21 protein-coding genes are annotated in these 12,751 nt (G+C 53.8%); all 21 read right to left on the bottom strand.

Annotation, left to right across the window (positions count from 1 at the left end):
- Nucleotides 1-155 precede the first annotated feature (155 nt).
- The 21 genes from AC6I6H_RS01660 to AC6I6H_RS01560 all read right to left on the bottom strand — a co-directional run bounded on the left by AC6I6H_RS01660 (nt 156) and on the right by AC6I6H_RS01560 (nt 12,720).
- Nucleotides 156-398: a helix-turn-helix domain-containing protein gene (locus AC6I6H_RS01660; RefSeq protein ID WP_497950207.1), complete on the bottom strand. Its 243-nt coding sequence runs from the start codon at nt 396-398 to the stop codon at nt 156-158.
- On the bottom strand, nt 395-856 hold the full coding sequence (locus tag AC6I6H_RS01655) for an ArpU family phage packaging/lysis transcriptional regulator (RefSeq protein ID WP_497950204.1): 462 nt from the start codon (nt 854-856) through the stop codon (nt 395-397). The genes AC6I6H_RS01660 and AC6I6H_RS01655 overlap by 4 nt, the downstream gene beginning before the upstream one ends.
- A 23-nt stretch (nt 857-879) precedes the next feature.
- Nucleotides 880-1,044, bottom strand: coding sequence for a hypothetical protein (locus AC6I6H_RS01650; RefSeq protein ID WP_497950201.1), 165 nt, complete (start codon nt 1,042-1,044; stop codon nt 880-882).
- Complete coding sequence (locus tag AC6I6H_RS01645; RefSeq protein ID WP_497950198.1) at nt 1,041-1,208, bottom strand: hypothetical protein; 168 nt, start codon at nt 1,206-1,208, stop codon at nt 1,041-1,043. The genes AC6I6H_RS01650 and AC6I6H_RS01645 overlap by 4 nt, the downstream gene beginning before the upstream one ends.
- Nucleotides 1,183-1,779: a dUTP diphosphatase gene (locus AC6I6H_RS01640; RefSeq protein WP_497950195.1), complete on the bottom strand. Its 597-nt coding sequence runs from the start codon at nt 1,777-1,779 to the stop codon at nt 1,183-1,185. Before AC6I6H_RS01640 ends, AC6I6H_RS01645 begins: the two co-directional genes overlap by 26 nt.
- Nucleotides 1,780-2,068: 289 nt before the next feature.
- The gene (locus tag AC6I6H_RS01635; protein ID WP_497950191.1) at nt 2,069-2,332 is read right to left on the bottom strand and encodes a hypothetical protein; all 264 of its coding nucleotides are present in this window, start codon (nt 2,330-2,332) and stop codon (nt 2,069-2,071) included.
- A gap of 560 nt (nt 2,333-2,892) precedes the next feature.
- Nucleotides 2,893-3,498 (bottom strand): hypothetical protein, encoded by a 606-nt coding sequence (locus AC6I6H_RS01630; protein WP_497950188.1) that lies wholly within the window; start codon nt 3,496-3,498, stop codon nt 2,893-2,895.
- A gap of 65 nt (nt 3,499-3,563) precedes the next feature.
- A complete protein-coding gene (locus AC6I6H_RS01625; protein ID WP_497950186.1) occupies nt 3,564-3,869 on the bottom strand; it encodes a hypothetical protein in 306 nt (101 codons plus the stop codon).
- A 13-nt stretch (nt 3,870-3,882) separates the two neighbouring features.
- Nucleotides 3,883-4,035 (bottom strand): hypothetical protein, encoded by a 153-nt coding sequence (locus AC6I6H_RS01620; protein WP_497950182.1) that lies wholly within the window; start codon nt 4,033-4,035, stop codon nt 3,883-3,885.
- Nucleotides 4,032-4,358 carry a hypothetical protein gene (locus tag AC6I6H_RS01615; RefSeq protein ID WP_497950179.1) on the bottom strand — a complete coding sequence of 109 codons (327 nt, stop codon included), beginning with the start codon at nt 4,356-4,358 and terminating at the stop codon, nt 4,032-4,034. The genes AC6I6H_RS01620 and AC6I6H_RS01615 overlap by 4 nt, the downstream gene beginning before the upstream one ends.
- A 35-nt stretch (nt 4,359-4,393) precedes the next feature.
- The gene (locus AC6I6H_RS01610; protein ID WP_497950176.1) at nt 4,394-4,582 is read right to left on the bottom strand and encodes a hypothetical protein; all 189 of its coding nucleotides are present in this window, start codon (nt 4,580-4,582) and stop codon (nt 4,394-4,396) included.
- Nucleotides 4,583-4,630: 48 nt separating this feature from the next.
- Entirely contained in the window at nt 4,631-5,071 is a 441-nt protein-coding gene (locus AC6I6H_RS01605) for a hypothetical protein (RefSeq protein ID WP_497950174.1), read from the bottom strand.
- 27 nt (nt 5,072-5,098) lie between these two features.
- Nucleotides 5,099-5,905, bottom strand: a complete 807-nt coding sequence (locus tag AC6I6H_RS01600; protein WP_497950169.1) for a hypothetical protein — start codon at nt 5,903-5,905, stop codon at nt 5,099-5,101.
- Between the two features lie 75 nt (nt 5,906-5,980).
- Nucleotides 5,981-6,571, bottom strand: coding sequence for a RuvC family protein (locus AC6I6H_RS01595; protein ID WP_497950165.1), 591 nt, complete (start codon nt 6,569-6,571; stop codon nt 5,981-5,983).
- A gap of 14 nt (nt 6,572-6,585) precedes the next feature.
- Entirely contained in the window at nt 6,586-6,822 is a 237-nt protein-coding gene (locus AC6I6H_RS01590) for a hypothetical protein (RefSeq protein WP_497950160.1), read from the bottom strand.
- A 408-nt stretch (nt 6,823-7,230) separates the two neighbouring features.
- The gene (locus tag AC6I6H_RS01585; protein WP_497950155.1) at nt 7,231-9,024 is read right to left on the bottom strand and encodes a DNA cytosine methyltransferase; all 1,794 of its coding nucleotides are present in this window, start codon (nt 9,022-9,024) and stop codon (nt 7,231-7,233) included.
- Between the two features lie 50 nt (nt 9,025-9,074).
- Nucleotides 9,075-9,449, bottom strand: coding sequence for a hypothetical protein (locus tag AC6I6H_RS01580; RefSeq protein WP_497950150.1), 375 nt, complete (start codon nt 9,447-9,449; stop codon nt 9,075-9,077).
- Entirely contained in the window at nt 9,449-10,744 is a 1,296-nt protein-coding gene (locus AC6I6H_RS01575) for a replicative DNA helicase (protein ID WP_497950144.1), read from the bottom strand. The genes AC6I6H_RS01580 and AC6I6H_RS01575 overlap by 1 nt, the downstream gene beginning before the upstream one ends.
- A 10-nt stretch (nt 10,745-10,754) precedes the next feature.
- A complete protein-coding gene (locus tag AC6I6H_RS01570; RefSeq protein ID WP_497950138.1) occupies nt 10,755-11,594 on the bottom strand; it encodes a hypothetical protein in 840 nt (279 codons plus the stop codon).
- Between the two features lie 209 nt (nt 11,595-11,803).
- A complete protein-coding gene (locus AC6I6H_RS01565; RefSeq protein WP_497950133.1) occupies nt 11,804-12,280 on the bottom strand; it encodes a hypothetical protein in 477 nt (158 codons plus the stop codon).
- A 170-nt stretch (nt 12,281-12,450) separates the two neighbouring features.
- Nucleotides 12,451-12,720, bottom strand: a complete 270-nt coding sequence (locus AC6I6H_RS01560; protein ID WP_497950127.1) for a hypothetical protein — start codon at nt 12,718-12,720, stop codon at nt 12,451-12,453.
- Nucleotides 12,721-12,751 lie beyond the last annotated feature (31 nt).

Here is a 12,751-nt window from a genome sequence, read left to right as displayed (position 1 = left end):
AGATCACTTGAGAAAAACCCTTACAGCGTAAGGGTTTTTTGTTTGTCTGGAGTTCTTTTCCGGCTCATTTTATGGAGCGAATTTTACCGTTTGGCGCGAATTTGGCGCGAATGACTTTCTGGCGCGATTTGGCGCGAATTAAAAAAGCGAGAGCGCTATGCTCTCGCCGTTAACGATTGATTCCTCTTAGCCTCTACGAATTCAGTGAACTCTTTCCCCTCAAACCATTCGAAGAACACCCTCTTGGAAACCTTTATCTTAGTCCCTACCCTGACGACATGGAAGGCGTTCGAATTTACAAGCTCATATGCTTGTTTGCGACCACACCCGAGGATTTGCTGGATGTGTCTGACCTCCAAGGAGTCAGGAAGCGTGTCGTAATCCGACGGGTGGGTCATCTTGTATCACTCCCTTCTCTTTGTTCTTTCACTACCGCTATATGCAAGGCGAGCGCCAGTTTGTAAAAGGCATGCCACCGGATTTTGTAGTATGTGGACTCGCTGACCTCCAGAATGAATTTATAGATTTGGTAGTCGAAGATGTAGTCCTCTTTCATATACCGCTCCGTAATAAGCCTCTTCTCTTTAGGAGCAAGCCTGTTCACGGAACGCTCAATCCGTTCGCAGTATGCTTTACGGGCAATCTGTGAATCTGTATTGTGGATTGCGATGTCGGCCGTCTGGTTGCTGATCCGGCCTGATGCGCCACCTTCTCTCAGCTCATAGCTTGCCGTAATCGTCGCTTCCCTTTCCTCAAATTCCAGGTACTTAAACAAGCGGTATTTTTCGAGTGCAGCTTCTACGGCTGCCTGCGTCCGCTTCCGATCCAACTCGGGAAGCTCAAATGAGTGCTGCACGTCTTTCTCGCCCCTTTCGGAGTCTATTCCTCGCTCAACCGGTTCGCCTCGCCGGCCATCAGGCGCACAAACTCCCGCGCCCCTTCCTGTGCCTCCGGCCGGCTGCCGAAGCTGCCAATCTGCATCCGGTCCAGGCCAAAGAGCCAAAGCTCGTATCGGCCTTCTTTGGGGATGATCAGGAGTCTCATGTCCGTTTTCCTCCTCGCTGATACATATCATCCGGTATCCAGCTATAAATGCGGCCTCCGAATGCGATCACGGTCGGCTTTCCCTTCTTCATTTTGATGACCATGATCTGTCCGTCGTAGTAGTGGCCGGTCTTCAGGTCAATATCCGTTTGATTGCCGGTCATGGTTCACCTTGTTCTTGGCGACATACGCTTCCGCGATTTGGTCAAAGGTAAATTCAAACCGCTGCTCTCCAAGTGCATAAAAGGCGTAGAGAGCGCCTTTGAAAAAGTGTCTTCGATGCTTGTCAAAGTCCTTTCCAGGTTCCGCGAGAAACCTATCGCCTACAATCATGCCGACACCGTGAAGGATTTCCGTAAAGAGCACGGACGTTTCCCCTTCTGCGTACTCGTCATAGCAGTATAGATCATCAGCCGGAAGGCCAAGCTGCCGGGCGATGGAAAGGAAAAAGTGCAGGCAATCGACGTATTCTTCCAGGAGCGGGTATGACGTGTGAGCAAACGCCTTTCCCGTGCCGTCTTCGTGGTCAGCAAACCCGACCGACGTTCTCTCGTATCGGGGTTTCTGGTCGTTGCTCCAGTGCTTAAACCCGCGCCATTCGTTCGCCAACTCGCCGAGTTCGACCTGCAGCGCCAGCACCGTGTTCGGCAGCAGGTCCTTTCCCTCCAGGCCCTTCTCCTTGATGATCCGGGCGTCAAGCGCCTTCTGCATTTCGTACAGCTTTTCAATTTCCATGCTTTTATCCCCTCTCGTTGTGTGACCTCCTGTGAGGCCCGTACAGGCGTTCCCCTTTTCTAGCTCCCCATTGGTCATCCGGGGTCGGTCACGTCCCTCCTGCGCCATTCTGATACGCCGAGTGCGGTCTTTATGCGATCCGGTCACTCAGACGGAGAATCTTTGATAACTTCCAGCAGACGCCGGTAAGCCTCTGTATATTCGGTGGTGGCACAATACCCCCCGTCCGGGCCATTTGGGAAGTCTTCCATAATAAGGGTATTCGGATTTTATGGTTGAAATGGGTGTTTCAATTTCCAGTTTCATGCCGTATTAATCTCCGAACAGTATGTTCAATCTCATGCTTCGTTTCCTCGGTTATCGATTTCTCTTTACAAGCATGTTCGAGTGCAATAATGGCCATTTCTTCGTTCCATTCCGCTTGATCGAGTCGCTTGCGTAAACTTCGTATCTCTTCGATCATGGCGAGGACTTCAGAAGGCCAAAGGAAGGTGAACCCGCCGACCGTTGCCCGCTTTTCTATATCTGCTAATCTCTGTTCGTTTAGTTCCATGCACTCATCTCCTTATGTTCAGTAGCATCCATTTTCTTGAAATAATGGATTTTGAATTTTTCGTTTCAACTCAATAATCCGAATAGCCCATAATAAAAGGGTCGATGATGCCGCGAATGGCTTCTTTCAGCCGCTCCTCCCTTGCCTCTGCTGCATCTGCACGGGCTTTCTCCGACATCAATTTACCTTCCAACTGATTTATGTTGTTTTGATAATACTCAATCTCGCATCCGATGCATTGTCCGTAAATGCGCGCTGGCTTTTCGAGATGTTTCTTGCACACCTTTGTTGGGTCATTGGGGGTTTACCTCCTCAAGTAATTTACCTTTAAACATTTCCGACTCTTCCCCGCATGCTGGACAGATGTGGAACGAGTTGTTTTCACATTCTTGAATCTCACAGATTCCCATACCATGATTTTCGTATTTAGCGCGAGTTGCTGTATTCCAGTCCCGTGAATACGAGTTCACGTTGCATTTTGGACATTCGTACTTGAGTTTCATCTTGTGTATCCCTCCTTGTTATAGGGGAGAGCCGATATACGGCCTCCGGGCTACGCCCTAAGCGGATTCGGTCGGTCGATGGCCTGCGACCAAGCGCATTATATCTTCGTACTGCGACAAACTCACGTAATTAATGAATTCTTCTCCTCTATCGCAAAACTCTTTGACCATGGCGCAGACCAATCCGAACGACATCCCCGAGTGACCTTGACTCTCAATCTCCTTCTGCGCATCGTCAAGGCTTCCGTTGGTATTCAGTATCTTTGCAATTTCTAAACAGCACCCAAGCTCCATGCCATGATATAAATCGCCCAACCTGATAGGTACGATTCTGTCCCAATACTCCCATTTCTCCTCGTCGAGAACATCTCTGCCTTTTGCGCTCCACTCCTTGCAAAGTGACGGTATGTTTGCCTGATGTACCGCTCTTTTTCTCTTGCTTTCCTCAATCTCTTTGCGTTGATATTCCTCAAATTCGGATTTTGTTTTCCCGGTGATTGCTTTATACGCTCCGTCCATCGTAACTGTATCCGAGTACAGAGTTATTCCGTTAAAATCGCCGCAGGCCAGTATGTCTTTGGCCTTGAAGTCTAATAGCTCGTTAACTGCTTTATCAATCGTATTGCCCGCAAAAAACTCAACTTTTGTATACTTCTCGTTCATATTAAGTCTCCTTTGTTGTTTCGTAATATGTGTCTACCGCGAATCACCCACCAAAGCGGGGCCCATTATGGGGCGCTGCCTTTCAGGGCTTTCTTCGCTCTTTTCCCGCCATCATTTGCCGCAATTGACGTATCAATGAACCCCGGAGCATCCATCCACCAATTGTTTTCGTCTGCGTAAAACTCCAGCGCCTCCCGTTGTCGGGCTATGGTCTGCTGAGCCTTTTTCAAATCGCCCCATACTTCTTTCCCAGCCGCGTACAAATCAATAAAATCCTGAGGGGAATCGTGCCCCGCGTCTACAAATGCCTCGATTTCAGCAACATCCGGACCAAACATGCGCTCGATCTCTTTTTTCCTTTTTGGTCTCATGCTTCGACTCCTCTCACCAAATGTCGTAACGAAATTCGTAATTCTCAATCACATCAACAAGCCGGATTTCTTCGCCGTCCTCCGTGCTGACCACGCCGCGCGCAACGTCGATATCCGTAACAACATCGTCCCGGCCTGTCTCCTTGTTTCGGATGTAGTAGGTCATGCTCCTTCCGCTCCTTTAAAAGTGAGGTATGCCGCTTCCGCCCGCTGTCGGGGCGTGGCGGTGAGCATAGCTGCTTCAACTTCATACTCTTGTTCACTGCTCAATTCTCCATGGAGACCAGACGCTATCGGTCTTAACGTCTCAATATAACGGTCTCTGTTTTTGGCAATCGCTGCTGCCTGTACCTCCAGAGAGGCGGCAGGATCGGAGCAATATTTCGCGATCAAGCCATAGTTGACCGCCGTTGCTGCTGAATCTGTGCGGCCCATTAATTTAGACAGGGCTATGTTAAGGTGTTCGTCTGTCATGTCCTTTACGTTCATGCTTCTTCTCCTTTCAAGCCCCGTAGGAGTCGTGTTTATGTTAAAAAGTGATAACCCGGTGCGACCTGCGCAGCCTGTTCTTGCGTGTCAAAAGCCAGCTCTCGCGTTCCATTCACTCCGTAGCAGTCATAAATCACCTTTACGGACCACCATGTCAGGCCCTCGTAATCCATCCGTTCCGGCTCCGATAGTACCTTTTTTACGTAGGCATCAAGCAGATTCATAGTTCCTCCTTCCCGGAGACAGGCCCGGCAGAAACCGGGCCGCCCTCCTTAAAGCGGCAGTTCGCCGTCGTCTTCGTAATCCTCAAGCCCGAGCTGATTCGGGTCCACATCTACCGTCCCGTCCGGGTTCCGGGTGTATTCGATCCCCTCGTCGTCCTCGCCCCGGAATTCTTCGATGGTCATTTGAGACTCGGCGATGCTCAGGATTACGTCGTCGCCTGCGTATTTGTAAAATTCATAAGACTGTTCCGCCGACGTGTCGCCCTTGATCACAAATTCGAGGACCGTTTTCTTGGCGTCCTTCGTCTTTTTCGTAAATTCAGCCGTCAGCGCCCGCTCGACGCCCTCGATCCGCAGCTCTACCACGGACCGGCACATCGAATCCAGCTCCGGCTTTTTTTCGTCGTCTCCCTTTACGTAAAATTGCACGAGCTCCTTTTTGGAGTCCTTGGTTTGTTTGTTAAACCCGGCTTTGATCGTCGTTTGCATGTCTTGTTGCTCCTCTCAGGTGTTGGTTTATGCGTCGGCATTGGCCGGTTGCATCAGATTTACAAGCTTTTCTGCGTCTCGGGCGATGGAGGTAATAAGCCGGGCCGCTGCCGGGTCAAAGCCGGAGGCCAGTCGTTCCCGTAGCTGACGCTGCCAAAAATTCCAGCCGTCTACCTCGATCCCGTATTCGGCAAGGAGGCTGACGATTTCGGTGTACCGCGTGCCCTCTTTTTCCAGATTCCTTTCCTTTTTGAGAACCTGGTCCAGAGATTTTTGAAGCTGCTCGTTCTCAGCCCACAACTTTGACTGAACTTGCCTCGCCAGCAGCTTGCGAACGTCCTTGTCGGCCACGTAAGCCTCGCACAGCTCGCGGCGGTCGCTGAAAAACGGATGCCGGTCGGAAGACTCCCGGGAAAGCAGGATGTAATAGAGCAGGTCGTGCGACAGCTCGATCAGCCGATGCTTGGCCGTCCTTTTGCTGACCAGCGCCCCGCTGTCCGGGTAGTACCAGAGCAGGCCCACATCCTCATGCAACTCTTCCGGCTGGATCAGTCCTTTCGGGCAGACGAACGAAAATTTGTGACAGTAGGGCAGGTATCCCGGCCATTTCTGGTCCTGCAGGAAATCAGACCTGGCGACCTTGACCTCGTAACCGGTTATGCACGGATTCGCCCAGCTCTTTTTGACAGCCAAAGCGTCAAAGATCAGCAGTTCCTTGTTGCTCCAGCCACGCGCACTCGTCGCTCCGGTCTTTACCTCCGTGAGAAACAGGTCGTCAGTGTGCCGCTTGGAGAGTGCGTGCTTCAGTTCGTCGGATCGGATTTTTTGTTTCAATACTCTCCCTCCAAAAAATAAGTACATACGTTCGGTTTAAAGGCAGCACGAAGCCGTATAATCACGCGCCACCCGCTAAAACAAGGTTTCCTGTACGTCTCCTCGCGGCGTGGCTGTGATGCCATTCTTCCTCTGCCTCTTCCGATCCTTGGCGGCCTTCTTCTTTTCTCTGGCGATTTCGGGATGTTGGATGGCCGCAATTACCTCCCGTTGAGGCTGCAGGAGCTGTTCCGGGTAATAGAGCGCTCGGGCCACCTGCGCCAGAACGTAAGCGTCCCGGACGTTATCCGAACGGTGTTCAAATCCCCAGCGCTTGAAAATGTGGACGGCGAGTTCATCTTTCTTGGCGTTGCCCTTCCCGCCCGCGAACTTTTTCAGCGCGGAGGGTGCGACCTCGGCATATTGAATGCCGTTTTCAAAGAGTCGCATCCGCATGCCCCAACCAATGCCGCCGAGCAGGAATCCAGATGTTGAGGCAAAGCCAAATCCCTCGATTGCGACGATATCCCCCGGCTCGACGCTGGTTATCGTATCGTCGATGATATTCATCATCCGGCCGGGGTCCTTTCCACCGGCAGTAATTTCGCAAGAGTCAATCAACTCCCCGGACGAATCCAGGATGACGACGCCTGTTTTGGTGCTGGGGTCAATGCCCACAAATCTCATGATGTCCTCACTCCTCAAATGACCGCCTGCGGTTCAGGTGTTAATGCCAGTACGTGCTTTTTGGTCAGTTCGCTCGCAAAAGGCACTTTGTTGGCGATGTTGAAGTATAATTCCCGCTCGTCATGTTGGATTTTCCGCTCGTAGTATTGTGCGGTTTCGGACGCGATGCTGTCGCGGTGCCCGTCGCATAACGGCACAAGCGCCCAGTTTGCCACAGCCTTTTCCCTACAGCCTGGATAATGGCATTTCATTTCCCCTTCCTCCTCCGTTTCCTGTTTTTCGCCCGCCTTGATGCCGTTCGCTGAAGGAATTCCGCCGCTTCTTTATCCGCGCCGAAAGGGCGAACCTCCTGCTGTGGTCGAGGGATCAACCGAAGCTGCTGTAGCGCATCCCAACGGATATGAGGCTCAAGGTCGCCGTCCATGCAGACCAGATAGAGGGCTTTTCGTGCGCTGCTGCTCATTTCCCAGCCCTCAAAACCCGGAGGACAGTTTCCGGGGCAATTCCGTATTTTTTGTTGTACCTATCAGCGATCTGTTTGTCCGACATCCTCGGATATATCTGGCGCGTATCCAGTATGCTTTGGCGTATTAACCGGCGCCGCTCCTTCTCGGTCGAGTCTCCTCCGAACGTTATACCTGGGGCTCTCATGCAGCACCTCACAACGATAGCGCCAGTTGCCCGGCAGCTATCTGCTTGTATCGCTCAAACGCCAATGCTTTTCCCGCACCGGTACACATTTCCGACAAGTTAGCCCGAACCAGGGCCTCCGCGAAGGGCGGTGGAACTGAATTGCCACATCGTGCCACCTGCGCGCTTTTGCTGTATGGTTTCCCTCCCGCGTCCCGGTCGATGATGTAGTTATCCGGGAACCCCTGTGCTGCAAACAATTCATGCGGCTCCAGCATTCGCATACCAATGTCCACGATCTGGTAATCAACACCATGCAAGGTCACCAACCCAAAGCGGTCCTTTGTGGTGACCGTATGCAGTGGGCCGTCCAGCGTCTGCCCGTTGTCGGCGCTGCCGTAGTATTTGAGCAGGAATGCCCGGACCTCTCCGACATGGAGCCCGCCCGCCGTTATAGTTGGCATCGGCTCCGTGACCGATTGTCCGTCCGCGCAGGTGCCGCGCAGCTTGACCAGGTGCGAAGTGACCAACCCGAGCGCATGAGGCGCGCCGGCCGGCCGGGCCGCCCCCGCTCCGCTTGTGATCGTGTGCAAAGGCTCGTCTATCGGGTGACCCGTCGCTCCGCCGCGAAATTTCGTGATGTGAGCAGTCACCAGCGCATTATGGTCGGTTGTCGTGACAGTGCTTACCGGATCGACCAAACTGCTGCCGGGTCCCGTGTAGTTTCCGCCGTAATGTTTGGCAAGGAAGGCGGAGACGAGAGCATGCTTGCGACCTCCAGCTACCACGGTTCCCAGCGGCTTTTGCAGCCCCGGCACGCGCGGTGCTTGGCCCGGGCCCTCGCCGTAGCCGATTTCAATAAGTGTAGGACTTACCAGCATGTGATGATTGCCGGTTGTGACCGTTCGCAATGGTTCATCTGGCCGGCTGCCAGGATGTCCGGAGGTGTTTACTCCTAAAACCGGTGTTACCATGCCGAATCGCGTCGCGCCGGCCATTACAGTATCGAGCGGTCGGTCTGTCTTTTGTCCGATACTGTTTTGCTGGAATTTGATGATAAAAGGCTGTGGGCAGTCGATAACGAACCTCTTAATCCCCCGAGCGATCCGCCGCAAGGTGTTCTCCGCCAGTGGCCGGCTCCGCTCGAAAATGCTGGGGCATGGAATCGACCAGTCAATAATCTCCGCCGCCGTCCGCCAGGGTTTGAGTCTCCCGGACTTGACCGCCTCGCTCGTCGGGTCGCCGTGCGTCGGCTCCGGCCAGACGATGGGACGGCCGTCCCGCCGCGCTACCAAGAACAGACGCTTGCGGATCGTCGGTGCTCCGAAGTCGCAGGCCCGCAGCTCTCGCCACTCGACGCGGTATCCCTGGCGACGGAGGGCATTGACAAATGACCGAAACGTACGGCCCCTCTGCTGCTTGTCTGGATAACCGTCCGCCGTGAGCGGCCCCCATGTGGTAAACTCCTCAACATTTTCGAGCATGATCACCCGGGGCCGGACCGTTGCCGCCCATCGGACCGCCACCCATGCAAGGCCACGGATACCCTTTTCGACCGGCTTGCCGCCCTTTGCCTTCGAAAAGTGCTTACAGTCCGGACTCAGCCAGACCAACCCAACCGGCCGCCCTGCGGTTACCTCCCTCGGGTCCACGTCCCAAACTGATTCGCAATAATGCACGGTGTCGGGATGGTTTGCTTTGTGCATAGCGATGGCAGCCGGATCATGATTGATCGCAATATCCACGCTTCGGCCAGTCGCCAGCTCTATCCCCGTGCTGGCCCCTCCGCCTCCGGCAAAATTATCTATGATGATTTCCTGCATGATGCCACCTCTCATTCCTCCGGCCTCTGGCCGGGTTTCTGCTGTGCCTGTTAAATCTCCCACGGATCAAGCCTCCGGGGTGGCAGGTGGTCGGATGATGATTGCAGCCGCTCAATGAGACGGCCAAGCTCCTGAGTAAGCGCCTCGTATGTCTTGGCCGCCTTGGTTTGTTGCGCTGCCGTCAGGTTATCGCGGGACAGGTACTTTTCCCCGTCGTCAATCCGCTTTAGCAACTCCGCCAGTTTGCCGAGGGTGTTGAACATGAGGTCCAGGTCTTCCAGCGTCCCTTTCGCCCTCCGGGACAGTTCGATGATCGTGTCTTCCGTGTCCGGGCCCAGCTCATAGCGCTCGATCAGGATTTCGACCAACCGGACAAAAGCGTCCGACAGAAATTCTGCGACCGGTTTCTCGGTGTTCTCGTCCATCAGCGCTTATCCTCGATCCGTTGATATTGGCCGATAAATTTGATTTTGAAGTCCCGGACGCCCGTCTGCCGACCCTTGGCGACGATGAAATCGACGATTGCCTCTGCGTAGCTGGATTGCTCCTCGTCTTTGTTCAGGAAGATTACCATGTCCGAATCGGCCTCAATGCTGCCGGAGCCTTTAAGGTCGGACATTACGGGCCTTTTGGTGTTCCGCTTTTCGATGTCCCGGCTCATTTGGACGAGCAGGATAATGGAGCAGCCGATTTCCTTCGCAAAAAGCTTCAGTTCCCGCGTAATCTTTCCGAGGGCGTCCGCCTCCGTCTCACCTCGCACATGAGGCCGCTGGATCAGCCCTAAGTAGTCAATGATGATTGCCCCGAGCTTACCGTGATCCCGTTTGATCCTCCTGCACTCGCTCATGATGTGCTGCACATCCATGCGCGGCGTGTCGTCGATTACGAGAGGATACTGCTCAAACCGGCTGCGGCTTTCCTTCATGCGCTTCTTTTCCTGGTCTTGCAGCTCACCCGTTTGGATGCGCCCGAAGGGGATACCCAACATGTCTGCCGCCATCCGGTCCAGCAACTCATACTTGCCCATCTCCATACTGGCGAAGTAGACCGGACCAAACCCCTGCACGGATATCTTTCGAGCGCTCCGCAAGGCAAGCGCCGTCTTGCCTGCCCCAGGTCGCCCCGCGACGGAAATCAATCGGTCCCGACCAATCCCTCGCATCCATAAATCAATTTCGGTAAGCCCCAGCATAGGAGAGCGGACAACATGGCCGGAAAGCTTTTGGTCAATGTACTCCCCGGCGATGGTCGCCATTGGAGCCGCCTGCCGCCGCCGCTGCAGCCCGAATCCATTGACCCGCGCATTAACGGCGGTGATGTACTCGTCGATGTTTTCCGGCGGGTTGAGCGACAGTTCCCGGACCTCTTCGGCCATTCGAATGCCTGACCGGAGGATGCTGTAATCTCTCACCTTTTCGGCGTAATAGGTTGCGAGGGCGAGCGACGGCAGTGCATCCCGAATCCGAGCCAGCTCCCCCGCTCCGCCGGCGGCAATCAGCTCACCAGAATCCCGCAGCCGCTGCCGCAGGGCGAAATATTCCAGCTTATTGTGGTTGTGCAGGTCGGTCGCCGCCGCGAAAATCGCCCTGTACAGCGGAATGGAAAAATCATTTTCGGTAATAAGGGTAAGGAAATCGTCCATCAGGTCGGGCTTTTTCAGCACCGCCGCGAGCGTCATCTGCTCGGCCTCTAAGATTTTGTCCTCATACGGTTCGTTCATGGTGTCCTCCTCAGTCGATGTCAGGCAGAACCGTGATCTCCTCTCCGGCCTTGATCGCTTTCTCCCGATCCCTCGCAGCCTTCGCCTGAATCTCTGCTTCCCGTTCCGAGGGAGAAAGGTTCCGCTGTTGCTGGAATTCGCTCTGCTTTGCCATATCACCCCTAATCCAAACCCGGATCGTTTTGTTATGGTCCTTTTTGTGTTGAGAGGGCTTCTTGTTGGTTTGCCATTCATCCAGCTTTTCGATGTAAAGATCAACACGAGATTTTCCGTATTCGTTTACGAGGGTCTCGTATTGTTTGAGGGTCAGGAATACCGTGTCCAGGAATTTCAGCTTTTCCTCAGCCATAGGGGGCATATCTCCTTCTTTTATTCTTTCATTCTTAACATTCTTATCATTCTTGTTTATATTAGTGGGGGTCGTAAGGGTTTCATCGTTGCTTTCGTCATTGCTCTCGTAGTTTCGAGAGTCCTGATAAAAGCAGTAGTTCTCTATGTTTATCAGGATGCCGTGCGTTGCTTTCGTCGTCGTGATCATCGTTGCTCTCGCGGCGGCTTCGTGCGACCCTTCTCCCACTTCCCTCAACCAGTTCAAAATCTGAAAAATTTGGTCCCTGCTGGGGCGCTCTGTCCTAAATCCAACCTTCCAACTGCAAGCTTCGATGATCTCGGGAATTGAGGTTCGCAGTTGTCCGCGTTTGAGTTTTTTGTAATCTCGGTGTTGAGCGCTTGCCAGCAGGTAAATCCAAACCTTCAGGTAGAGCGGGGGTTTCTGCCATATTTGGCTTTCGATGATTTTCCTTGACAGAAAGATGTATCCGCCAGGAATGGCCGGCCCCTCATGTTGCATTCACCTCACCCACCAGTTTGTTTCGCCAAATCCCGTAAACAGTAGCAACAGAGTGTGAAGTTCTTGGTCTGCCAGTGGTAATACGGGAGACCGTCGATGTACTCTTTGCAGTTATCGCATTTGTGAATGGCAATCACTTCTCCGCACATCCACGTTGTCCGCTTGGTTTTACCCATGCTCTCTCTCCTCTCCGCAGCTCCGTTCCTGTTTTAGAAGGGGAGGTCATCTTCTGCCACCCCCGCGCGGATTGCGATCATTTTATCCCGGAGCTCATACGTTCCGGGCTTGTCGGCGGCCTGCTCCAACATTTCCACGCCCGCATCATCGCCTTTTGCATACATTTCCCGGTAGATGTTAAGCAGTATGTCCTCGGGCGTTTGCTCCGGCTTGATGATTTTGTGGAGGTTTCCCAGCAAAGCCTCATGCTCGATCCGTAGCCGTTCATAGGCCGTTTCTGCGGCGAACGCTTCTTCGATAGCCTCCCCGAGTCGCTGTTCCAGTTCAGCGGTTCGGTCCGTAATGACTCCGGCATGATACGCAGGGAATCGGATACCCGAAAGGCGTCCGCTCACAACTCGGTACAAAGCTCCTTCATCTACCACGTCAAGGATTTCACCTTGATGGAAAAAGCCCATTTTTCCTTTATCGCTGATGCCGTAAACGGTGTTATCCACTCTCACAAGCATTTCGCTTTACCTCCTTGAGCCGCCCGGACCGTATCGTCTTGCCCGTCAAGCCCGCAAAGCAGCGGAGACAGAGCCGGAGGCCCTTGTAATATCGCTCTGCCTGCGGGTTGATCGGGGTGTCGCATAATTGGCATTCCGGGCGGCGTGTGATGATGGTTACCTGCATGGGATCACATCCCTTGTCTGTTCTTTTCGCGCTGCTGGAGCAGCCATTCACGGCCCTCTCGGGTGCTGTCCGCCCAATGGTGGCAGGTGCCGGAGTCGGAGGAGGGCCCACATAGGATGATGATATCCGCCGCCGTCACGCCCTCCTGACCGTATTTCCAGCGCCTCTCCGCGTGAGCCCCTTCCAGCGTCCAAACCTTCCGCGCCGAGCGCCCGCAGCGCTCACAGCGGCCGCCGGAACGGGCCCAAGCTGCTGCGTAGACGTCGGCGGTCACTTGGCCCCGCTGCTTAGCTGTCTTTTTGGTC

It is taken from the genome of Gorillibacterium sp. sgz306347, from assembly GCF_059735245.1.
Note: the sequence above shows the minus strand (reverse complement) of the source record. Positions and strands in the feature narration are given on the sequence as shown.